Source organism: Pseudonocardia sp. DR1-2 (assembly GCF_023717215.1).
Taxonomy (GTDB): Bacteria; Actinomycetota; Actinomycetes; order Mycobacteriales; family Pseudonocardiaceae; genus Pseudonocardia; species Pseudonocardia alni.
The window spans coordinates 599,575-621,118 of the sequence record NZ_JAMQOF010000001.1 but is presented as its reverse complement, the minus strand read 5'-3'; the positions used below and the strand labels follow the sequence as shown (position 1 = coordinate 621,118).

Here is a 21,544-nt window from a genome sequence, read left to right as displayed (position 1 = left end):
GGAGTGTGGCCACTCACAGACGGTGTTACCCCAGCCGGGGCCTGCGGGTCCTCCGTCCGGCCCAGTCAGGCGACGGCGAGCGTGCGGCGCAGGAAGTCCACCTGTGCGGTCACGGACCGCTCGAACATCGCGCCGAGATAGATGTCGAAGTGCCCGCACGGCAGCTCCAGGACCTCCGAGCCCGCCCCGGCCCGCGCGGCGACCGCGCGCACCGACGCCGGCGGCGCGATCGAGTCCCGCGCCGCGACGACGACGAGGATCGGTGCCCGCAGCCGCGCCGCCGCCGTCACCGGGCGGTTCAGCGGGATCCGCAGCGCGCCCCGGGCCCGCATGGTGTTGCGGAACCCGGGCCCGGTGATCGAGGAGTAGCCGCTCTCGGCGTCGTGCGAGGTGATCGCCGCGGTCGACCCGGGCGGCCCGAACACCGCGATCCGGTGCGGCGGGCGTCCGAGCAGCCCGGCGGCGGCGTCGCGCAGCCCGTGCCCGGTGAGGCGGGCCAGCTGTCCGGGTCCGGCGTAGCGCAGGATCTCCAGCAGCGCGGCGGTCCCGTCCATCGCCGCACCCTGGGAGATCACCGCGGCGACCTGGCCGTCGCGGGCGGCGACCGGGACGACGTGGCCGCCGGAGTACGAGCTGCCCCACAGCACGATCCGCTCGGGGTCCACGCCGGGCAGCGTGCGGGCGTGCGCGATCGCGGCGTGGTAGTCGGCGCGGTGCCTGCCGTGGTGGACGTCCTGGTCCAGGCGGGGGTCGCCGGTGCCGTCGGAGGCGCCGAACCCGCGGTAGTCGAACACGAGCACCGCGCAGCCCGCGGCGGCGAAACGCTGCGCGAAGGGCAGCAGCCCGGAGTCGCGGGTGGCGCCGAAGCCGTGCGCCATGACCACACAGGGGCGGCCGCGGTCGTTCGCGAGCGCGTCGCCGACCGGGGCGAGGTGCCAGGCCGCACAGCGCAGCCCGCCGCTCGGGAACGACGTCTCGGCGGGGGTGACGGTCATCGTCGGCTCCTGCGGTGCGCGGGCGGGGCTGCGTCATCCTGCCGCACCCCCGCGGCGGGCCGCAGGGTCAGGCCCCGGTCGGACCGAACTGCTCGATCCGGATCGCGTGGTCGGGGACCCCGGCGGCGGCGAGCAGGTCGGCCGCGGCGGCGGCGAAGGCGGGGGAGCCGCACACGAACGCGGTCTCCCCGCCGCGGACCAGCGGGGCCAGGTCGTCGAGGGTGAGCCGGCCCGCCGGGCGGGCCGCGCCGGGTGGGGCGGTCCGGGTGAACACCGCGGTGACCGGGGGACCGGTGAGCTCCTCGCCGTAGAACAGGTCGTCGGGGGTGCGGACCGAGACCAGCATCCGGACCAGGTCGGGACGGCCGGTGGCGCGGGCGTGGCGCAGCATCGCGGCCAGCGGGACCTGACCGGAGCCGCCGCCGACCAGCAGCGCGGGGGAGACCCCGTCCCAGGCGAACCAGCCGCCGACCGGGCCGCGGACCTCCAGCACGTCCCCGACGACGGCGACGTCGTGCAGGAACTCCGACACCTCACCGTCGTCGAGGCGTTCGACGGTCAGCGCGATCTCCGGCCGCCCGTCGGGAGCGGAGGCCACCGAGTAGCTGCGCTGTGCGGTGTAGCCGTCCTCGGCGGTCAGGCGCAGCACGTAGTACTGGCCCGGCAGGTGCGTGGCGGGCTCGGTCAGGCCGAGCCGGAACGTCCGCACCCCCGGGGCCTCGTCGTGCACCGACAGCACGGTCGCGGCCTGCCAGCGCAGGGTCCGGCGGGGGGTGGTGGCCGGGGTGGTGTCCACGGTCAGTCGCCCTGGAAGCGCTGCTCGGACCACGGGTCGCCGCGGTCGTGGTAGCCGTTGCGCTCCCAGAAACCGGGCTCGTCCTCGGCGGTCAGGCGCAGCCCGGCGACCCACTTCGCGCTCTTCCAGAAGTACAGGTGCGGCACCAGCAGCCGCGCCGGGCCGCCGTGCTCGCGGGTCAGCGGCGCACCCTGCGCCTCGAACGCCAGCCACGCCCGGCCGCCGGTGAGGTCGGACAGCGGCATGTTGGTGGTGTAGCCGGAGTGCGAGTGCGCGACGGCGAACCGCGCCTCCGGCAGCGGCCCCGCGGCCTCCAGCAGCGTGTCGACCGCGACCCCGCTCCAGCGCATCCCGAACTTCGACCAGGTAGTGACGCAGTGGATGTCGCCGTCCCAGCGTTCGCGGGGCAGGGCGCGGATCTCGTCCCAGGTCCACTCGACCGGGCGCCGGACGAGGCCGTCGATGCGGAAGGTCCAGCGGGCGGTGTCCAGGGTGGGGGCGCGTTCGGCGGTCAGCACCGGCCACTGGTCGCCGGCGTCGTACTGGCCGGGTGGCAGCCGCCGGTCCCGCGGCCTGCGCCCGACGAATCCTCGGGTCACGGGGGGCATGCCGACCACAATGCACCCCCGCCCCCGGTTGTTCCCACCCGTCTCAGGTCACGAGGTAGGCGTCGTAGGCGACCGCGTCGGCGGTGCGGACCGCGGAGCCGACGAGCACCGCGGTGTTGAGCCAGGCCAGGTCCGGGTCGGCGGTCCGGGCGTCGACGACGACCCGGAAGTAGTAGCGGGCCGGGTCGACCGGCTCCCCGGCGAGCAGTGCGTCGAGGACCGGGGCCGGACCGGTGCGGTAGCCCGCCGTCGCCAGCTGCAGCAGGTGCCCCGACCGCAGCGCCACGGTGTAGCGGGTGTCGATCACGGCGGTGCCGTCGTCGAGCACCCGCTGGCGGTCGGCGCCGCCGCGGAGCACCTCGCCGTGCAGCCCCTCGCCGTCGCGGCCGGGTCCGGAGACCGTGCCGCCGACGATGGGGATCTCCCGCTCCCGGCCGAACGGGGTCCGGCCGACCTCCAGCGGCGGGTCGAGCAGGACGTGGACGCGGGCGACCGGGGTCAGCCCGGGGACGGCGGGTGCGGGTCCGGGAGTCGACACGGCCCCAGACTGGCGTCCGGGGCCGCCCGGGGCTACCCATGAGGACTACCGGCGGGGAACCGCCGGGCGTACGCCGCGATGCCCCCGGACGGTCCCGTTGCGCCAGTCGGGTGCATCACAGGCCGTGCGCGCCTCGCCACAGCGCATGCCCCCGGCGGCACCGGCTCACTAGACTCCGCTGCACTTCGGTGGCGTCGACGACGGCGCCATCCGGCGGGCAACGAGGCCGCCCCGCGGGCCGGTGAGGAGAACAGAGCGGATGACGGACAGTGACCGCAGCGCGGTCGACCGCGCAGCCGGTCCGGAGGGCTCTGCCGTGGACGGTCCGGTGGAGCCCGAGGAGCTGGTCCTGGCCGGCGGCTTCGACCCGGTCACCCGCGACCAGTGGCTGGCCGCCGCGGACGCGGTGGTGCGCAGGTCGGGCCGGATCGGTGAGGACGCCGAGCTCGGTGCCGGGGTCGAGACCCTGACCCGCACCTCACCCGACGGCATCCGTGTCGCGCCGCTCTACGCCGACGAGGACACCACCGACCTGCCGCCCACCGGCGTGCCGGGGTCGTGGCCGTTCACCCGCGGCGCCCGCACCGACGGGCACGTCCCCACCGGCTGGGACATCCGCCAGCGCCACGCCGGCACCGACCCGGCGGCCGTCCGCGAGGCCGTGCTGGCCGACCTGGAGTGCGGCGTCACCTCGGTGTGGCTGCGCGTGGGCGAGGGCGGCGTCGCCGTCGCCGACCTGGCGCGCGCCCTGGAGGGCGTGCACCTGGACCTGGCCGGGGTCGCCCTCGACGCCGGGACCGAGCAGGTCGCCGCCGCGCACGCCTACCTGGACCTGGCCGCGCGCAACGGCGTCGAGGACGCCGAGCTGCTCGGCTCGCTGGGCGTGGACCCGATCGGGCTGCGCGCCCGTGCGGGGTCCGGCCCGGAGGTCGACTCGGTCGTCGAGGTCGCCCGCCGCGTCCACGGCACCTTCGACAAGGTCACCGCGATCACCGTCGACGCGACCGTGATCCGCGAGGCGGGCGGCTCCGACGCCCAGGAGCTGGGCTGGTCCCTGGCGGCGGGCGTGGCCTACCTGCGGGCGCTCGACGCGGCCGGGATCGCCGTCGCCGACGCGGCCCGGCTGCTCGAGTTCCGCTACGCCGCCACCCCCCAGCAGTTCCCGACGATCGCCGCCCTGCGCGCCGGCCGGCGGCTGTGGGCCCGGGTGCTGGAGGCCTCCGGCGTCACCGACGTGCCGCAGACCCAGCACGCCACCGTCCCCGAGGCGCTGTTCACCCGCCGCGACCCGTGGGTCAACATGCTCCGCGGCACCGTCGCCGGGTTCGCCGCGGGCGTCGGCGGGGCCGACGCGGTCACCGTGCCGCCCTTCGACGCCGCCCTCGGCGTCGCCGAGCCGTTCTCCCGCCGCATCGCCCGCAACACCCAGAACCTGCTCGTGGAGGAGTCGCACCTGGCGCGGGTCATCGACCCGGGCGGCGGCTCCTGGTACATCGAGCACCTCACCGACGACCTCGCCCGGCTGGCCTGGGAATTCTTCGTCGAGATCGAGGCCGCGGGCGGCGCCGTCGCCGCCCTCGACTCCGGCCTGGTCGCCGAGCGGGTCGGCGAGGTCCGCGCCCGCCGCGAGGCCGACGTCGCGAAGCGGAGGACGCCGCTCACCGGCGTCTCGGAGTTCCCCGACCTGAACGAGAAGCCGGTCGAGCGCACCCCGCTGCCGCCGGCCGTCGAGCGCGGGGGGCTGCCGCTCTACCGCCCCGCCGAGGCCTACGAGGCCCACCGGGACCGCTCCGACGCGCTGCTGGGCGAGACGGGCTCGCGCCCCACCGCCTTCCTCGCCACCCTCGGCCCGCTCGCGGTCTACACCGCCCGCGCCGGGTTCACCCGCAACCTGCTGGCCGCCGGTGGCGTCGACACCGTCGACGCCGGCCCGACCGACTCCACCGCCGACGTCGTCGAGGCCTACGGCAAGGACGGCACGCCGGTCGTGGTGCTCTGCTCCTCGGACACGGTCTACGACGAGCGGGCCGCCGAGACCGCCGCCGCGCTGCGCGAGGCCGGCGCCGCGCGCATCCTGCTCGCGGGGAAGCCGAAGGACGAGGTGCCCGGCGTCGACGGTCACCTGTTCGCCGGCTGCGACGCCCTCGCCGTCCTCGACGACGTGTACACCCACCTGGAGGGCTCGAAGTGAGCATTCCCGACTTCACCGGCGTGCCGCTCCTGGGCGACACCACCCCCGCGACCACCTGGACCGGCTCCGCCGAGGTCTGGGAGGCGCCGGAGGGGATCGGCGTCAAGCCGCTCTACACCGCCGACGACCTCGCCGGCGTCGACTTCCTGCACACCTATCCGGGCATCACCCCGTACCTGCGCGGGCCGTACCCGACGATGTACACCAACCAGCCGTGGACGGTGCGCCAGTACGCGGGGTTCTCCACCGCCGCGGAGTCCAACGCGTTCTACCGGCGCAACCTCGCGGCCGGGCAGAAGGGCCTGTCGATCGCGTTCGACCTGGCCACCCACCGCGGCTACGACTCCGACCACCCGCGCGTCGCCGGCGACGTCGGGATGGCCGGTGTCGCGATCGACTCGATCCTCGACATGCGCCAGCTGTTCGACGGCATCCCGCTGGACCGGATGTCGGTGTCGATGACGATGAACGGCGCCGTGCTCCCGGTGCTGGCGCTCTACATCGTCGCGGCCGAGGAACAGGGCGTGAGCCCGGAGAAGCTGACCGGAACCATTCAGAACGACATTCTGAAGGAGTTCATGGTCCGCAACACCTACATCTACCCGCCGCAGCCGTCGATGCAGATCATCTCCGACATCTTCAGCTTCACCAGCCGGAGGATGCCGAAGTTCAACTCGATCTCCATCTCCGGCTACCACATCCAGGAGGCGGGGGCGACCAACGACCTGGAGCTCGCCTACACCCTCGCCGACGGCGTGGAGTACCTGCGGGCCGGGGTCGACGCGGGCCTGGACATCGACAAGTTCGCACCGCGGCTGAGCTTCTTCTGGGCGATCGGCATGAACTTCTTCATGGAGGTCGCGAAGATGCGGGCCGCGCGCCTGCTCTGGTCGAAGCTCGTGAACCGCTTCGAGCCGCAGAGCGCCAAGTCGCTGTCGCTGCGGACGCACTCGCAGACCTCCGGCTGGTCGCTGACCGCCCAGGACGTCTACAACAACGTCGTCCGCACCTGCATCGAGGCGATGGCCGCGACCCAGGGCCACACCCAGTCGCTGCACACCAACGCCCTCGACGAGGCCCTCGCGCTGCCGACGGACTTCTCCGCCCGGATCGCCCGCAACACCCAGCTGCTGCTGCAGCAGGAGTCGGGCACCACCGACGTCGTCGACCCGTGGGGCGGCTCGTACTACGTCGAGAAGCTCACCTACGACATCGCGAAGCGGGCGTGGGCGCACATCGACGAGGTGGAGAAGGCGGGCGGCATGGCCCAGGCCATCGACGCCGGCATCCCGAAGATGCGCGTCGAGGAGGCCGCGGCCCGCACCCAGGCCCGGATCGACTCCGGCCGCCAGCCGGTCATCGGCATCAACAAGTACGTCGTCGAGGCCGACGAGCAGATCGACGTGCTCAAGGTCGACAACGCGAACGTGCGCCGCGAGCAGCTCGAGAAGCTCGCCCGGCTGCGTGCCGACCGCGACGACCGCGCCGTCGACGAGGCCCTGCGCGCGCTCACCGGCGCCGCGGAGAAGATCGCCGAGGGCTCGTCGCGCTCCGACGACGAGAACCTGCTCCAGCTGGCCGTGAACGCGGCCCGCGACCAGGCCACGGTCGGCGAGATCTCCGACGCACTCGAGAAGGTCTTCGGGCGCCACGCCGGACAGATCCGCATCATCTCCGGTGTGTACTCCGCCGAGGCCGGGCAGAACCCGGCGATCGACCGCGCCCGCGAGCTCGTCTCCGAGTTCGCCGGCCACGAGGGCCGCCAGCCCCGCATCCTGGTCGCGAAGATGGGCCAGGACGGCCACGACCGCGGCCAGAAGGTCATCTCGACCGCGTTCGCCGACATCGGCTTCGACGTCGACGTCGGGCCGCTGTTCCAGACCCCGGCCGAGGTCGCGAAGCAGGCCGCCGAGTCCGACGTGCACGTGATCGGCGCCAGCTCGCTGGCCGCCGGGCACCTCACGCTGGTCCCGGAGCTGCGCCGCGAGCTCGCCGAGCTGGGGCGCGACGACATCATGGTCGTCGTCGGCGGGGTCATCCCGCCCGCGGACGTGCCGGAGCTGCTGGAGATGGGCGCGGCCGCGGTGTTCCCGCCCGGCACGGTCATCGCCGAGGCCGCGGTCGACCTGCTCGGCAAGCTGGCGGCCGCGCTCGGCCACGACGAGCCGGACACGTCCGCCCCGACCGGCAGCGTCTACGCCGACTGAGCCACCGCCGCCGTCACGGTGGCGTCGTCACGGTGCCGCCGTCACGGTGGCTCGTCATCGTGCCGCCGTCGCCGCGCCCGGTGCGCCCACCCGCGCACCGGGCGCGGTGCCGACCCGCAAGGAGAGTCCCGCCGATGGCCCCTCGCGTCCCCGACCCCGCGGAGCTCGCCCGCGGTGTCCTGGCCGGCGACCGCACCCTGCTCGCCCGGGCGATCACCCTGGTCGAGTCCAGCAGGCCCGACCACCAGCGGGCCGCCCAGGAGCTGCTCCTGGAGCTGACCCCGAAGGCCGGGCACGCGGTGCGGGTCGGCATCTCCGGGGTACCCGGGGTCGGGAAGTCGACCTTCATCGAGGCGATGGGCTCCACGCTCACCTCCCGGGGCCACCGGGTGGCGGTCCTCGCCGTCGACCCGTCGTCCACCCGTACCCGCGGGTCCATCCTGGGTGACAAGACCCGGATGCCGCGCCTGGCCGTCGACCCGCACGCGTTCGTGCGGCCGTCGCCGTCGGCGGGCACGCTCGGCGGGGTCGCCCGCCGCACCCGGGAGACGATGGTCGTCATGGAGGCCGCCGGGTTCGACGTCGTCCTCGTCGAGACCGTCGGGGTCGGCCAGTCCGAGACCGCCGTCGCCGGGATGGTCGACACCTTCCTGTTCCTCACCATCGCCCGCACCGGCGACGCGCTGCAGGGGATCAAGAAGGGCATCCTGGAGCTCGCCGACGTCGTCGCCGTGAACAAGGCCGACGGCCCGCACGAGCGCGACGCCCGCGCCGCGGCCCGCGAGCTCGCCGGCGCGCTGCACATGATGACCCCCACCTCGGCGCACTGGCGCACCCCGGTGCTGTCCTGCTCCGCGCAGACCGGGAAGGGCCTGGACACCGTGTGGGAGAAGGTCACCGCCCACCGCGAGGCACTCGACTCCGGCGGCGAGCTCGCGACCCGGCGCGCCGACCAGCAGGTCGAGTGGATGTGGCAGATGGTGCGCGACCGGCTCATGGACCGGGTGCTGCACGACCCGGCGACGGCCGAGCGGCTCCCGAAGCTCACCGCCGAGGTCCGCGACGGCGGGCTCACCCCCACCCTCGCCGCCCAGCAGATCCTCGACGTCCTGGGCTGAACCACCCGTTTCGGTCCCCGGGCGCACCCCGGGCGGTCGCTAACGTCGGCGACCGTGAACGACCGGATCATCCCCGGGGTGCTCGCGATCGGGCTCGGGTCGGCGCTGGTGCTCGCCGTGCTCGTCCCCGCCGTGGCGCTGACCTACCGCCGCCGTGGCCGCTTCGGGCCCGGCGAGCTGGCCGTCCTCGTCGCCGTCCCGGTGTACGGGCTGGCGGTCCTCGGCTACACCCTGCTCCCGCTGCCCCAGGTCGACGCGGCGTTCTGCGCGGGGCGGACCGCGGCGGACTCGCTGCAGACCCGGCCGTTCGCCTTCGTCGGCGACATCACCCGGATCGCCGCCCGCCAGGACGCGACCGGGGTGCGGGCCTGGCTCGCGAACGCCGCGGTGCAGCAGGTGGTGCTCAACGTGGCGCTGTTCGCGCCGCTGGGCTGGTTCCTGCGCGGGGTGTTCCGCCGCTCGCTGCCGGTCACCGTGGCCGCCGGGCTCGCGGTGTCCCTGCTCGTCGAGGCCACCCAGTACACCGGCAACTGGTTCCTGTTCCCGTGCGCCTACCGGCTCGCCGACGTCGACGACCTGATCGCCAACACCGCGGGCGCGTTGCTCGGCGGTCTCGCCGCGGCCCTGGTGCGGCCCCGCTCGTGGGACGCCGGCGCCGACCCCGACCGGCCGGCCCCGGTGACGGCCGGGCGCCGGCTGCTCGGGGCCCTCTGCGACCTGGCGGCGGTCTGGGTGACCGGGTCCCTGCTCGGCTCGCTGCTGCTCGCCGGGACCGCGCTGACCGGGTACACCGGCGGGCCGCTGCCCGACTGGTTCGACACCGCGAACACCGTCCTCGGGTTCTGGCTGCCGCTGCTGGTGTTCCTGGTGGTGCCGCTGGTGGGGCGCGGCGGCACCGTCGGCCAGCGGGCGGTGCGGCTGCGGCCCGCGCTGCCCGGCGGCGGCGTCCCCGGCCGCGGGCGCCGCCTCGCCCGGGTACTGCTCGGCACCGGAGGGTTCCTGCTGCTGTCCGGGCCGTCCGGCGCGCTCGGCGCGCTCGGGCTGCTGTGGGGGATCGCGGGCCTGGTCGGGCTCCGGCGCAGCACCGGCCACCGCGGGGTGGCCGGCCGGCTCACCGGGCTCACGATGGTCGACGCCCGGGAGCCCGCCCGCACCGCCCCGGCCGACCGTCCCGCTGTGCCCGGCCGTCCCGCAGCGCCCGACCGCTCCGCGGGCTGACGACTCAGGGCCGGGCGTCGACCAGCTTCTCCGCCAGCGCCGACCGCAGGATCGCCTGCTCGGCGGCGAGCATCGTGAAGGTGCACCCCAGCCCCCGGAAGCGGCGCACGTGTGCGGGGGAGTCGCAGTAGATCCCCACCGGTACCCCGGCCCCCGCGCACACCGCGGCGATCCCGGAGACCAGCTCGGCGTGCCGGTCGGACTCCGGGCCGCCGTCGCCCTGGGCGGCGAGCGGGAGCCCGTGCGCCAGCGCCAGGTCCGACGGCCCGACGAACACCGCCGCGACCCCGTCGACGGCCACGATGTCGGCCAGGTTCGCCACGGCCGCGACCGTCTCCACCATCACCACCGTGCGCGGCGGTGCGAACACGTCGCGGCCCCGCCACGAGGGGCGGACCGGCCCGAAGCTGCGGACCCCGTCCGGCGGGTAGCGGCACGCCGCGACCGCCGCAGCGGCCTGCTCGGCGGTGTCGACCAGCGGGACGATCACGCCGTCGGCGCCCCGGTCCAGGGCCCGCCCGATGCCCTCGGCGCCGTGGCCGGGGACCCGCACCAGCGACGGCGTGCCCGTCGCGGACAGGGCCTGCAGCATGCCCAGGACGGTGTCGTCGCCGATCAGGCCGTGCTGGGTGTCGACGCAGACCAGGTCGAACCCGACGGAGCCGGCGATCTCGGCGACGGCGGGGGAGGGCAGCTGGAGCCAGCCACCGACCGCGTCGCCGGTGAACAGTGGATCAGGGGTCATGCCTCGACCGTGCCGCCCCGCCCGCCCGACACGCCAGTCGAGACCGTCGTCTCGTTGTGCGCCGGGCGCCCGTCCGCTGGGATACACAGGTGAGGCTCACCTTCCCTGCCCGTGCCGTGGTCCGTGTCCCGGTCGCCGCGCTGTGCCTGGTCCTGCTCGCCGGCTGCGGCGCCGGCGCCACCGAGACCCCCGTCCCCGCGGGCGGGGACGGGCCGGCGCCCACCGCGCTGCCCGCCGGGCAGGGCTCGCCGGAGCCCGACGGCGTCTTCCCGCGCACCGTCACCCACGAGATGGGCACCACGACGATCCCGGCCGAGCCCCGGCGGATCGTGGTCATCTCCACCGGGCAGCTCGACGGGCTGCTGTCCCTCGGCGTCGTCCCCGTCGGGTCCACCCGGGCCGAGGCGGCCACGATGGTCCCGGCCTACCTCACCGCGGCGTTCCCGCAGCACCGGGCCGCGCTGGCGGCGATGGCCGACGTGGGCCTGCGCACCGACCCGGCGATCGAGGCGGTCGCCGCGGCACGCCCGGACCTGATCCTGGCCAACGTCGCCGGGGCGGCGGACTTCCACCCCCGGCTGTCCGCGATCGCGCCCACCGTGATGACCCGGGGCAACGGGGTGAACTGGCGGACCGACCTGCTGCTCGTCGGGTCCGCGCTGGGCCGGGCCGGTGCCGCGCAGGCACTCGTCGACGACCTCGCCGGGCGGGCCCGCGCGGTCGGCGCGCGGGCCGGATCGGTCGAGGTCTCGCTGCTGCGCATCCAGCCCAGCCGGGTCCGGGTCTTCGGCGTCGGCTCCTTCCCCGGCTCCCTGCTCGCCGCCGCCGGGATCGCCCGGCCGCAGAGCCAGCGCTTCGCCGCCACCTCGCGGGACCTGTCCACCGAGGAGCTCGGTCTGGCCGACGGCGGACGGATCGTCTACGGCGTCCAGGGCGCGGCTCCCGGCGCGCCGCCGCCGGCCCTGCTGACCGAGGGGGTCGGCGCCTCGCTCGGCGCGGTCCGGAACCGGCACATCACCGCCGTCGACGACGACACCTGGTTCCTCAACGCGGGCCCGCAGGCCGCGCGCGTGGTGCTCGACGACCTGGCCGCCGCACTCGGGACGGGGTGAGCCCGCCGCGACGGGTGGGGCGGGGTGCCATCATCACCCCATGTCGTCGCCGTCCGCGCAGCCGGTGTCCCTGCCCGCCCGGCCGGTGGTCGGGGTCCTGCACCCCGGCGCGATGGGCGCCGCGCTCGGATCGGCGCTCAAGGCGCGCGCGGGCGCGGTCATCTGGGCCGACGCCGGGCGCTCGCACGCCACCGCCAAGCGCGCCGAGCTGGCCGACCTGCAGGCGGTCCCGACCGTCGCCGACCTCGCCGCCCGGGCCGACGTCATCGTGTCGATCTGCCCGCCGCACGCCGCGCGGGAGGTGGCGGGCCTGGTGGGCGCCGGGCTGGCCGGGCGCACCGACCGCCCGCTCTACGTCGAGGCCAACGCGGTGTCCCCGGACACCGTCCGCGGCATCGCGACACTGCTCGGCGACCGCGCGACCGTCTGCGACGGCGCCGTCATCGGCCCGCCCGCCTGGACGGCGGGCACCACGACGCTGTGGCTGTCCGGGCCCGGGGCGGACACCGCCGCCACCCTGTTCGAGCCGGGCCCGTTCGACGCCCGGGTGCTCGGCACCGCCGGGACCGACCTGGGCGCCGCGAGCGGGCTGAAGGCCTGCTTCGCGCTGCAGAGCAAGGCGGCACCCGTGCTGTGGCTGGCGCTGGAGGAGGCCGCCGCGGCGTTCGGCGTCACCGGCGCCCTGCACGCCGAGCTGGACCGGGCCGGGGTCGACCACGCCGCCGCGCTGGCCCGCGCCCGCGAGCGGATGGCGGGAAAGGCGTGGCGCTGGGCGGGGGAGATGGACGAGGCGGCCGACGCGTTCGCCGCCGCCGGGGTGCCCGACGGCTTCTCCCGCGCCGCCGCCGAGCTCTACCGGCGCGCCGCCGGGGCGGGCGGGTGAGCCGGGTCCGGCACCGCGACGGCGGCACCGGACCCGGCCGGTCTCACGCCGCGACGCTGCCGTGCGGGTCGATCACGAACTTGCGGGCCACGCCGCCGTCGAACTCCTGGTAGCCGCGCGGGGCGTCGTCCAGCGTGATCGTGGTCGCGTTGACCGCCTTGGCGATCTGCGCCCGGTCGGACAGGATCGCCTGCATCAGCTGCCGGTTGTACTTCTTCACCGGGCACTGGCCGGTGGTGAGGCTGTGCGACTTCGCCCAGCCCAGCCCGATGCGCACGCCGAGGGTGCCCTCCTTCGCCTTGTCGTCGGCGGCACCCGGGTCGCCGGTGACGTAGAGCCCCGGGATGCCGAGCGCGCCGCCGACCCGGGTCACCTCCATGACCGAGTTCAGCACGGTCGCGGGCGCCTCCCCGGCGTCGCGGCCGTGCCCGCGGGCCTCGAACCCGACGGCGTCGACGGCGGCGTCGACCTCGGGCTCGCCGAGCAGCTGCTCGAGCTGCTCGGCCAGGGTGCCGTCGCCGGACAGGTCGACCGTCTCGCAGCCGAAGCTGCGCGCCTGCGCGAGCCGCTCGGGGATCATGTCCCCGACGACGACCGCCGCCGCCCCCAGCAGCTGCGCGGCGTGCGCCGCGGCCAGCCCGACCGGCCCGGCGCCGGCCACGTAGACCGTCGATCCGGTGGTGACCCCGGCGGTCACCGCGCCGTGGTAGCCGGTCGGGAAGATGTCCGACAGCATCGTGAGGTCGAGGATCTTCTCCAACGCCTGGTCGCGGTCGGGGAAGCGCAGCAGGTTGAAGTCGGCGAAGGGCACCATCACGTACTCGGCCTGGCCGCCGATCCAGCCGCCCATGTCGACGTAGCCGTAGGCGGCGCCGGGACGGGCCGGGTTGACGTGCAGGCAGACGCCGGTCTTCCCCTCGTTGCACATCCGGCAGCGCCCGCAGGCGATGTTGAACGGCACCGAGCAGATGTCGCCGACCTTCGCGAACAGCACGTCGTCGCCGACCTCGACGATCTCGCCCGTGATCTCGTGGCCGAGCGACTGCCCGACCGGTGCGGTGGTGCGGCCGCGGACCATGTGCTGGTCGGATCCGCAGATGTTGGTGGTGACGATCTTCAGGATCGCCGCGTGCGGAGCCTTCCGCGCGATGCCGAGCCCGTCGACGACGTCGGTGGGCAGCTCCAGCTTCGGGTAGTCGATCGACTCGACGGCGACCTCGCCGGGTCCCTTGTACACGACGACGCGGTTGTCGGGCATGGTGCGCTCCCCTCCTGCGTGGACGCGCGGACCGCGGTCGCGGCCGCGCGGCGGCGTCGCGGCCACACCGATCCCGCGCCCCCACGGGTCGGGCCGCGCCGCCCGCTGCCGACCCTCCCACCCCGTGCGGACATGCGCACGCGGCGATGCGTGGCGCAGCGGTCCTGTGCCGAAGGTCGGGGCCGGACCGGTCGGGTCCGGGCGGGGGCGGCCGGGACGGGTGATACTGCGCCCATGGCCAGTGACGATCTTCTCGAGCCGCCTGTCCCGGTACTGACCGCGCCGTACCACACCACCGAGCGCGAGGCGCTGCAGAAGCAGGCCCGTGAGTTCGCCGCGACGCGGGTGCTGCCCGTCGCCGACGAGCTGGACCCGCTCAAGGGCGAGATCCCGCGCGACCTGCTCGACGAGATGGGCGAGCTGGGCTACTTCGGCATCACCGTCGACCGTGAGCACGGCGGGCTGGGCCTCGGGGCGTTCGAGTACTGCATGGTCGCCGAGGAGCTGGCCCGGGCGTGGATGAGCGTCGGGTCGATCATCGCCCGCGCGCAGGGCGCCGGGACCGCCGTCACCGACCCGGAGCGCCGTGCGGAGCTGCTGCGCCGGTCGGCCCGCGGGCAGTGGATCGGCGCGATCGCGCTGTCCGAGCCCGACGCCGGGTCCGACCTGGCCGGGGTGGAGACCCGCGCGGTCCGCGACGGCGACGAGTTCGTGATCACCGGGCACAAGCGCTGGACCGGCAACGCCAAGGCCGCCGACTTCATCCAGGTGCTGGTGCGCACCGACGACCCTGCGCCGGGGGAGAAGCGCTCCGCGGGCCTGGCGACGGTCGTCGTGGAGAAGGAGCGCGACACCTTCCCCGCCGGGATCACCGGCCGCCCGATCGACAAGATCGGCTACCACGGCTTCGTCACCTGGGACCTGGAGTTCGACGGCGTGCGGGTGCCGGTCGGCAACCAGCTCGGCGCCGGCGGCGAGGGCTTCGCCGACGCCCAGTCGTGGCTGAACATCGCCCGGGTGCACACCGCCGCGCGGGCGGTCGGGCTCGCCAGGGCCGCCGTCGAGGACTGCGTGCGCTACCTGCAGCGACGCCACCAGTTCGAGCACCCGATCGGCGACTTCCAGGCCGTCCGGTTCACCCTTGCGACGATGGCCGCCCGGGTCGAGCAGGCCCGCGCCTTCTACCAGAACGTGGCGCACCGGCTCGACCTCGGCGAGCCCTGCGAGCGGGAGGCGGCCATGGTCAAGCTGCTGGCCACCGAGATGGCCGCCGAGGTCACCGCGGACGGCATCCAGCTGCACGGCGGCAACGGCTACACCACCGAGCACCAGGTGGAACGGCACTGGCGCGACGCCCGGCTGACCACGATCTTCGAGGGGACCAGCGAGATCCAGCGCAAGATCATCTCCGACCGGCTGCTGCCGCGCAGCCCGCTCGGCTGACGGCGGCGCCGCGGCGTCAGCGGAAGGCCGCCCGCACCGCGCCGAGGGCGTCGGACTCGTCGAGCCCGAGCCGCCGGGCGAGCTCGGCCAGCTCACCGGCCTTGCGCTCCAGCTCGGCGCGTCCGCCGGTGGCCCGCTCGGTGAGCACGGCCCCGCGGCCGCGCCGCAGGTCGACCAGGCCCTCGTCGCGCAGCTGCTGGTAGCCGCGCAGCACGGTGTGCAGGTTGATCCCCAGTGCGCCCGCGACCTCGCGGGCCGGGGGCAGCCGGTCCCCGGCGGTGGCCCGGCCGTCGGCGACCGCCCGGCGGACCGAGGCCGCGACCTGGTCCCCGAGCGGCACCGGCGACGACGGGTCGACCCGGATCAGCACGACGGTGCGGCACCGGCCGCGCCGTGCCCGGCGCGACGGTCGAGCTCGGCGTTGACCAGCCCGGCCGCGGTGGCGGCGTCGGGCACCGTGACGACGAACCGGCGGTCGTCGGTGAGGTCGAGCACCAGCGCCTCCCCGGCCCGCCGGGCGCGGTAGCCGAGCACGGACGGGGACCGGCGCAGCACGCCGTACTCGTTCCAGCCGAAGCGTTCCGGGTCGAGCTGCTCCGACCGCGCGCCGCGGACCTCGGCGAGCGGTGCCTCGGCCAGCGGTCGTCCGAGCAGCGCCTGCCGGACGTGCACCCCGTCGCCGTCGACGCGGACCCGGGCGACGGCGGTCAGTGCGGTCGAGACGACGGCGGCGGCGACGAGCACGACGACCAGCACCGCGCTGCCACCGGCCGGCAGCTGGGCGGCGGCGGCCAGGAGCAGCACCGCCGCGACGACCAGGGTGGGACGGGACAGCACGGTCCGGGCCCACAGGTACCGCTCACCGGGTGCGAGCGGGGTGCGCACCGCGCCGGCCGGGGCGCTGCCGGTCGCCGACGGCCGCGGGGCGTCCGGTCCGGCCAGCAGGTGTCCGATGCCGTAGGCGGCGGCGACCGCCGCCAGGACGCCGGCGGTCCAGGCCCAGCCCGGGACCTGCGGAGCCAGCCGGGTGCCGGGCACCCACCACACGATGACGGCGAAGGCCCAGGCGGTGCCGACGGCGCGGCGCTCCACGTCGGGCCGCCCGGAGCGCAGCCGCAGCAGCGGCAGCCCGATCGCGAGCAGGCCCACGACGACCACCGCGAGGGTGCTCGTGAGCGTCCGGCCGGGCGGCTGGGTGGCCACCAGGGTGGCCAGGCCCGCGACGGTCAGCGCGGTGGCCGGTGCGGTGGCGAGGAGCCGGCGACGGCTCGTGTGCGCGACGGGTGTGGTCATCACGTCCCTCTCGTCGAGTGATCCGAACTTGTTCGCAATGTACTAGAACAATGCTGTCTGCACATCCCCCGGGGACCGGTTAGCGTCACGACCATGGCGCTCGACCCCGCGTTCCGGACCGTGCTCGACACCCTTGCCGGGGCGGGGGCCCTGCCGCTGGTCCGCGACGGCGACCCGGTCGCCACCCGGGCCCACTACCGGTCGCTCGCCCTGGCCCGACGCGGTCCGGGGTTCGTCCCCGAGCAGGTCGGCCGGGTCGACGACGACACCGTCCCCGGCCCGGCGGGCCCGGTGCCGCTGCGGACCTACGTCCCCGAGGGCGACGACGGCGCGGCCGTGGTGCTCTACCTGCACGGCGGCGGGTGGGTCGTCGGGGACCTGGAGACCCACGACCCGGTGTGCCGGCGGGTGGCCACTGCGACCGGAGCGGTCGTCGTCGCGGTGGACTACCGGCTCGCGCCCGAGCACCCGCACCCCGCCCCGCTCGACGACGCCTGGGCCGCGCTGCTCGCCGTCGCGGACCGGTTCCCGGGCCGGCGGCTCGGGCTGGCCGGCGACAGCGCCGGGGCGAGCATGGTCGCCGGGCTGGCACTGCGCTGCCGCGACCGCGGCGGCCCGCGCCCGGCCGCCCAGCTGTTGTTCTACCCGGCGCTCGCGCCGGAGGGGGCGACTCCGTCGCACCGGGAGAACGGCGAGGGCTACTTCCTCACCGCCGCGGACATGCGCTGGTTCTGGGACAGCCTGCTGTCCGGCCCCACCCCGGCCGGCCCCGAGGTCGCGCCGCTGGGGGCCGCCGCGCCCGCCGACCCGTCCGGGCTGGCGCCCGCGGTGGTCGCCACCGCCGAGTTCGACCCGCTGCGCGACGAGGGCCGCGACTGGGCCGTGGCGCTGCGCGCGGGCGGGGTGGAGGTCGTCGAGGTCGACGGACCCGGTCTCATCCACGGCTACGTCGCGTTCCTCGGCGTCGTGCCCGCGGCCGAGCGGATCGCCGGGCAGGCGCTGGCCGCGTTCACCACGCTGCTGCGCCGCTAGCCGGATCGGGTGAACCACGGTGCTCGTGACCTGCACCGACGGGGTCACGTCACACGGACGTGACACGGGCGACACGGTGCGGTAGCCGTCCCACGCCACCCTGTGGCTCCCCGGTCGCGCATCGTGACGACGAGCGCACCGCGGGACGAAACGGACGACAGCGGCGCCCGCGGGCCGCCGCGGCCGCGAGGCGCGGAGGGTGGATGGCACGGTCGGAGATCGGACGCACCGGGGCCCGGTTCGGGGCGCCCCCGTCCCGGCACGCCCCCGACCCGGAGTACCCGCACGGCAGGCCGCCGGACCCGGACCCGGAGCCCGTCGTCGTGGCGGAGGAGCCGGAGCCCGGGCCGGAGAACCTGGTCGGGGTGACCGGGGCCCGGTTCGGCGGGCACTCCGCGAAGCGCACCCGGCTGAGCCGCCGTGAGCGGGCGGCGCGCCGTGCGGCGGCCCGCGCGGAGACGGACGGGCGCCCGGCCGACGACACCGCGGTGGGCGGCACCGGGACCGGTGACCCCGCGGCGGCCGGCACCGGTCGCGGCCCGGAGGGCGACACCGGCACGCCCGGGCCCGCCGACACCGCGCCGCTGCCCGTGGTCGCCGGCCGCCCCGCACCGGGACCGGGGCGTCCGGTCGCGGAGGCGGGCCCCGTGTCCTCCCCGTCCGCGCCCCCGCACGCGACGTCCCCGCACCCGGTGCCCCAGCTCGCCGCGCCGCCGGACGCCGAGCCGCTCCAGGTCCCGGCGTTCGCCACGGTCCGGCCCTACGTCATGACCGGCGGCCGTACCCGGGTCCGCGCCGAGCTGCGGCTGGAGACGCTGGTCTCGGTGCGGCCCGCCCCCGGCCCCGTCCCGCGCGCCGACTCTGTCGAGCGCGCCGCGGTGCTGCGGCTGTGCACCCGGCCCCGGTCGGTGTCGGAGGTCGCGGCGCTCGCCGCGGTGCCGCTGGGCGTCGCCCGGGTGCTCATCGACGACCTCGCCTCCGAGGGGCGCCTGGTGGTGCACGGTGTGTCCTCGGCGGAGGACGGGCCGAGCGTCGCGCTGATGGACCGGGTGCTGGCCGGGCTGCGCCGGCTCTGACCCGCCGGGCCCGCGGGTGCCCTGCGGGGCCCGGCCGCCGGGGCCAGGATGGGGACATGACCGATCCCCGTCCCGTCCGCATCGGACTGCAGCTGCAGCCCCAGCACGCCGACTACGCCGACATCCGCCGCACCGTGGCCGCCGCCGAGGAGGCCGGCGTCGACGTCGTCTTCAACTGGGACCACTTCTTCCCGCTCTACGGCGAGCCCGACGGCAAGCACTTCGAGTGCTGGACCATGCTCGGCGCCTGGGCCGAGGCGACCTCCCGGGTGGAGATCGGCGCCCTGGTGACCTGCAACAGCTACCGCAACCCCGAGCTGCTCGCGGACATGGCCCGCACCGTCGACCACATCTCCGACGGCCGGCTGATCCTGGGCATCGGCTCCGGCTGGTTCCAGCGCGACTACGACGAGTACGGCTACGAGTTCGGCACCGCGGGCGGCCGGCTGAACGACCTGGCCGCGGCCCTGCCCCGCATCCGGAGCCGCTGGTCGGCGCTCAACCCGGCGCCGACCCGCGACATCCCGATCCTCATCGGCGGCGGGGGCGAGAAGAAGACCCTGCGCTACACCGCCGAGCACGCCGGCATCTGGCACGGCTTCGGCGACGTCGACACCGTCACCCGCAAGAGCGGCATCCTCGACGGGCACTGCCGCGACATCGGCCGCGACCCGGCCGAGATCGAACGCTCGGTCGGCGTCGAGGGCGCCCCGGAGGACGACGGCGCCGCCCTCCACGACGCCGGGGTGCGCCTGTTCACCGTCGGCCAGGACGGCCAGGGCGGCTACGACCTGTCCCGGCTGAAGGACTGGATCGCCTGGCGCGACGAGCGCAACGGCTGAGCTCAGAGGGCACGCAGGAACGGGTCCCGGATCAGGTCCGGGACCCGTTCCGCGACGACCGCGGGTGCGTAGTACCAGCCCTGGGCATTGGCGCAGCCGTACTCGCGCAGCCGCGCCGCCTGCTCCCGGGTCTCCACCGCCTCGGCGGTGACCTCCAGGTCCAGCGCGGAGGCCAGCGAGATCAGCGTGCGCAGGATGACGTCGTCGCGCTCGGCGGTCCCGGCCAGGAAGTGCCCGGCCAGCTTGAGCCGGTGCACCGGCAGGTGCCGCAGATAGGCGAGGTTGGAGTAGCCGGTCCCGAAGTCGTCGATGGCGATCCTCACGCCGAGCCGGTCGAGCTCGCGCAGCGTGGCCAGCGGCCGGCCGGGGGAGCCCATCAGGTCGGACTCGGTCAGCTCGACCTGCAGCAGCTCCGGCGGCCAGTCGTGGCGCTCCAGCGTCGCCGCGACGTCGGCGACCAGGTCCGACTCGGTCACCTGCCGGGCGGCGACGTTCACGCTGATCGTCAGCGGCCTGTCCGGGTACGCGTCGGCCCAGACCCGGCCCTGCCGGCACGCCTCGTCGAGGACCCGGCGGCCCAGCGGCACGACCAGCCCGGTCTCCTCGGCGAGCGGGATGAACCGGTCCGGGCCCAGCAGCTGCCCGTCGGGCCGTTGCCAGCGCACCAGCGCCTCGACCCCGATGGTCTGCTCGTCGGCCAGGCGCACCAGGGGCTGGTAGACGACCACGAAGTCGTCGCGGCGCAGGGCCTCGGGCATCTGCGAGGACAGCTCGAAGCGGGCGACGTCGTCGCGGTGGCGGTCGCGGTCGTAGAGCACGTAGCGCCCGCGGCCGGCCCGCTTGGCCGAGTAGAGGGTGGTGTCGGCGGCGGCGATCAGCTCGTCGATGCCCAGCTCGCCGTCGTGGCGCACCACCCCGACGCTCGCCGAGATCACGATGTCGCGGCCGTCGACGCGCACCGGGCGGCGCACGGTCCCCAGCGCGCGGGTCGCGACCTCCTCCAGCTCGGCCCGGTCGGCGGTGCGCGGCACCAGCACGACGAACTCGTCGCCGCCCATCCGCGCGACGAGGTGCCCGCCGGGCTCCAGCGCCCCCCGGAGCCGGTCGGCCAGCACCTGCAGCAGCCGGTCCCCGGCCTGGTGGCCCAGGGTGTCGTTGACGACCTTGAACCCGTCCAGGTCCAGGTAGCAGACCCCCGGGCGGGCACCGGAGGTGCCCGCGTCGATCGCGGCGCCCAGGCGTTCGAAGAACAGCGACCGGTTCGGCAGCCCGGTCAGCGGGTCGTGCGACGCCTGGTGGGCCAGGCTCTCCTGCATCAGCAACTGGTCGGTCACGTCGGACACCACCGCGACGAGCAGCTGCTCCTCACCGCCGACCCCGCCGAGCAGGGTGACCACGGCGTCGATCCACACGTCGCTGTCGTCGGCGCGCCGGACCGGGCGGACCACCCGGAGCCGGTCCAGGGAGCCGTCGAGCAGCCGTGGCCGCTCCGCCCACACCTCCGGCGCCGACTCCCGGGGCACGAAGTCGGTGACCCGCATCCTCAGCAGCTGGGCGGGCGTGTACCCGGTCATGACGGCGGCCGCCTCGTTCACCTCGACGAGCCTCCCGTCCGGCTCGAAGATCACGATCCCGACGGCCGCGGAGTCGACGACGGTCCGCAGCCGCAGGTCCGAGCGGCGGCGGGCCTCCTCGGCGACGCGGCGGGCCTCCAGCGCGGCCCGGGTGACCTGCTCGTGCTCGGCGAGGACCAGGCTGCGGGTCGCCTCGGTGAACCCGCGGGCGAACGCCGCCAGCACGGCCGCGATCCGCCGGACCCGGGCGGCGGTGTCCGCGGCCGGCTCCAGGTGCGCCCCGAGCAGCTCCATCCCGATCTCCAGGCAACCCGGCTGGTGGATCCGCGCCCGCACCAGGTCCCCGCCGGCGGCCGCCGGGAGGACCGGGTCGTACCGCTCCGCCAGCGCGGCCTCCCGCAGCCGCGCCGTCACCCGGTCGAGGACCGGGCGGAGCTCGGTGGCCGGCAGCACCGAGTGCCGGGCCAGCTCCGAGGCCCAGGGACCGGCGAGGTCGGCGGGGTCGGGGAGTGCTGCGGGGACGAGCGCCCGTCCGTGGTCGGCGCGAGCAGCGGCGACGTCGGCCTGCTGCATCCACCGCCCCCGTTCGCTCCGGTGGGAGGGACTTCCCTCATG

19 protein-coding genes are annotated in these 21,544 nt (G+C 75.8%); 10 read left to right on the top strand and 9 right to left on the bottom strand.

Annotated elements, in window-relative coordinates:
- Window positions 1-65 precede the first annotated feature (65 nt).
- The 4 genes from ND486_RS02885 to ND486_RS02870 form a co-directional block, all read right to left on the bottom strand.
- Window positions 66-995, bottom strand: a complete 930-nt coding sequence (locus ND486_RS02885; protein ID WP_062394901.1) for an alpha/beta hydrolase — start codon at window positions 993-995, stop codon at window positions 66-68.
- Between the two features lie 67 nt (window positions 996-1,062).
- The gene (locus ND486_RS28785) at window positions 1,063-1,791 is read right to left on the bottom strand and encodes an FAD-binding oxidoreductase (protein WP_308215796.1); all 729 of its coding nucleotides are present in this window, start codon (window positions 1,789-1,791) and stop codon (window positions 1,063-1,065) included.
- A gap of 2 nt (window positions 1,792-1,793) precedes the next feature.
- Window positions 1,794-2,399, bottom strand: coding sequence for a sulfite oxidase-like oxidoreductase (locus tag ND486_RS02875; RefSeq protein WP_178373839.1), 606 nt, complete (start codon window positions 2,397-2,399; stop codon window positions 1,794-1,796).
- A 43-nt stretch (window positions 2,400-2,442) separates the two neighbouring features.
- On the bottom strand, window positions 2,443-2,937 hold the full coding sequence (locus ND486_RS02870) for a DUF3237 domain-containing protein (protein ID WP_073574920.1): 495 nt from the start codon (window positions 2,935-2,937) through the stop codon (window positions 2,443-2,445).
- A gap of 259 nt (window positions 2,938-3,196) precedes the next feature.
- Here ND486_RS02870 and ND486_RS02865 point away from each other — a divergent pair, with 259 nt between their 5' ends.
- The 4 genes from ND486_RS02865 to ND486_RS02850 all read left to right on the top strand — a co-directional run bounded on the left by ND486_RS02865 (window position 3,197) and on the right by ND486_RS02850 (window position 9,671).
- A complete protein-coding gene (locus tag ND486_RS02865; protein ID WP_251782678.1) occupies window positions 3,197-5,128 on the top strand; it encodes a methylmalonyl-CoA mutase family protein in 1,932 nt (643 codons plus the stop codon).
- Window positions 5,125-7,335, top strand: a complete 2,211-nt coding sequence (gene scpA / locus ND486_RS02860) for a methylmalonyl-CoA mutase (RefSeq protein WP_251782676.1) — start codon at window positions 5,125-5,127, stop codon at window positions 7,333-7,335. The genes ND486_RS02865 and scpA overlap by 4 nt, the downstream gene beginning before the upstream one ends.
- 134 nt (window positions 7,336-7,469) lie before the next feature.
- On the top strand, window positions 7,470-8,453 hold the full coding sequence (gene meaB, locus ND486_RS02855) for a methylmalonyl Co-A mutase-associated GTPase MeaB (protein WP_251782668.1): 984 nt from the start codon (window positions 7,470-7,472) through the stop codon (window positions 8,451-8,453).
- A gap of 54 nt (window positions 8,454-8,507) precedes the next feature.
- Entirely contained in the window at window positions 8,508-9,671 is a 1,164-nt protein-coding gene (locus tag ND486_RS02850; RefSeq protein WP_251782666.1) for a VanZ family protein, read from the top strand.
- Window positions 9,672-9,675: 4 nt separating this feature from the next.
- On the opposite strand, the gene ND486_RS02845 is transcribed toward ND486_RS02850, so the two are convergent.
- Complete coding sequence (locus ND486_RS02845) at window positions 9,676-10,416, bottom strand: HpcH/HpaI aldolase/citrate lyase family protein (RefSeq protein ID WP_251782664.1); 741 nt, start codon at window positions 10,414-10,416, stop codon at window positions 9,676-9,678.
- An 89-nt stretch (window positions 10,417-10,505) separates the two neighbouring features.
- Between ND486_RS02845 and ND486_RS02840 the strand changes: the two genes are divergently transcribed.
- Together ND486_RS02840 and ND486_RS02835 are read left to right on the top strand one after the other, a co-directional pair.
- On the top strand, window positions 10,506-11,528 hold the full coding sequence (locus tag ND486_RS02840; RefSeq protein WP_251782662.1) for an ABC transporter substrate-binding protein: 1,023 nt from the start codon (window positions 10,506-10,508) through the stop codon (window positions 11,526-11,528).
- Window positions 11,529-11,568: 40 nt separating this feature from the next.
- Complete coding sequence (locus ND486_RS02835) at window positions 11,569-12,411, top strand: NAD(P)-dependent oxidoreductase (RefSeq protein ID WP_251782660.1); 843 nt, start codon at window positions 11,569-11,571, stop codon at window positions 12,409-12,411.
- Window positions 12,412-12,454: 43 nt separating this feature from the next.
- On the opposite strand, the gene fdhA is transcribed toward ND486_RS02835, so the two are convergent.
- Window positions 12,455-13,669: a formaldehyde dehydrogenase, glutathione-independent gene (gene fdhA, locus ND486_RS02830; protein ID WP_251782658.1), complete on the bottom strand. Its 1,215-nt coding sequence runs from the start codon at window positions 13,667-13,669 to the stop codon at window positions 12,455-12,457.
- A gap of 234 nt (window positions 13,670-13,903) precedes the next feature.
- On the opposite strand from fdhA, the gene ND486_RS02825 reads away from it, so the two are divergent.
- A complete protein-coding gene (locus ND486_RS02825) occupies window positions 13,904-15,112 on the top strand; it encodes an acyl-CoA dehydrogenase family protein (RefSeq protein ID WP_251782656.1) in 1,209 nt (402 codons plus the stop codon).
- A gap of 16 nt (window positions 15,113-15,128) precedes the next feature.
- Here ND486_RS02825 and ND486_RS02820 read toward each other — a convergent pair whose 3' ends face one another.
- Window positions 15,129-15,482: a GntR family transcriptional regulator gene (locus tag ND486_RS02820; protein WP_251782654.1), complete on the bottom strand. Its 354-nt coding sequence runs from the start codon at window positions 15,480-15,482 to the stop codon at window positions 15,129-15,131.
- Window positions 15,476-16,405 (bottom strand): hypothetical protein, encoded by a 930-nt coding sequence (locus tag ND486_RS02815; protein WP_251782646.1) that lies wholly within the window; start codon window positions 16,403-16,405, stop codon window positions 15,476-15,478. The genes ND486_RS02820 and ND486_RS02815 overlap by 7 nt, the downstream gene beginning before the upstream one ends.
- 93 nt (window positions 16,406-16,498) lie before the next feature.
- On the opposite strand from ND486_RS02815, the gene ND486_RS02810 reads away from it, so the two are divergent.
- The 3 genes from ND486_RS02810 (at window position 16,499) to ND486_RS02800 (ending at window position 19,355) form a co-directional block, all read left to right on the top strand.
- Complete coding sequence (locus ND486_RS02810; protein WP_251782644.1) at window positions 16,499-17,437, top strand: alpha/beta hydrolase; 939 nt, start codon at window positions 16,499-16,501, stop codon at window positions 17,435-17,437.
- 203 nt (window positions 17,438-17,640) lie between these two features.
- Window positions 17,641-18,513: a DUF742 domain-containing protein gene (locus ND486_RS02805; protein WP_251782642.1), complete on the top strand. Its 873-nt coding sequence runs from the start codon at window positions 17,641-17,643 to the stop codon at window positions 18,511-18,513.
- A gap of 56 nt (window positions 18,514-18,569) precedes the next feature.
- Entirely contained in the window at window positions 18,570-19,355 is a 786-nt protein-coding gene (locus ND486_RS02800) for an LLM class F420-dependent oxidoreductase (RefSeq protein WP_251782634.1), read from the top strand.
- Window positions 19,356-19,357: 2 nt separating this feature from the next.
- Here the strand turns inward: ND486_RS02800 and ND486_RS02795 are convergent, their stop codons facing one another.
- Entirely contained in the window at window positions 19,358-21,502 is a 2,145-nt protein-coding gene (locus tag ND486_RS02795) for a bifunctional diguanylate cyclase/phosphodiesterase (RefSeq protein WP_251782632.1), read from the bottom strand.
- Between the last annotated feature and the right edge of the window lie 42 nt (window positions 21,503-21,544).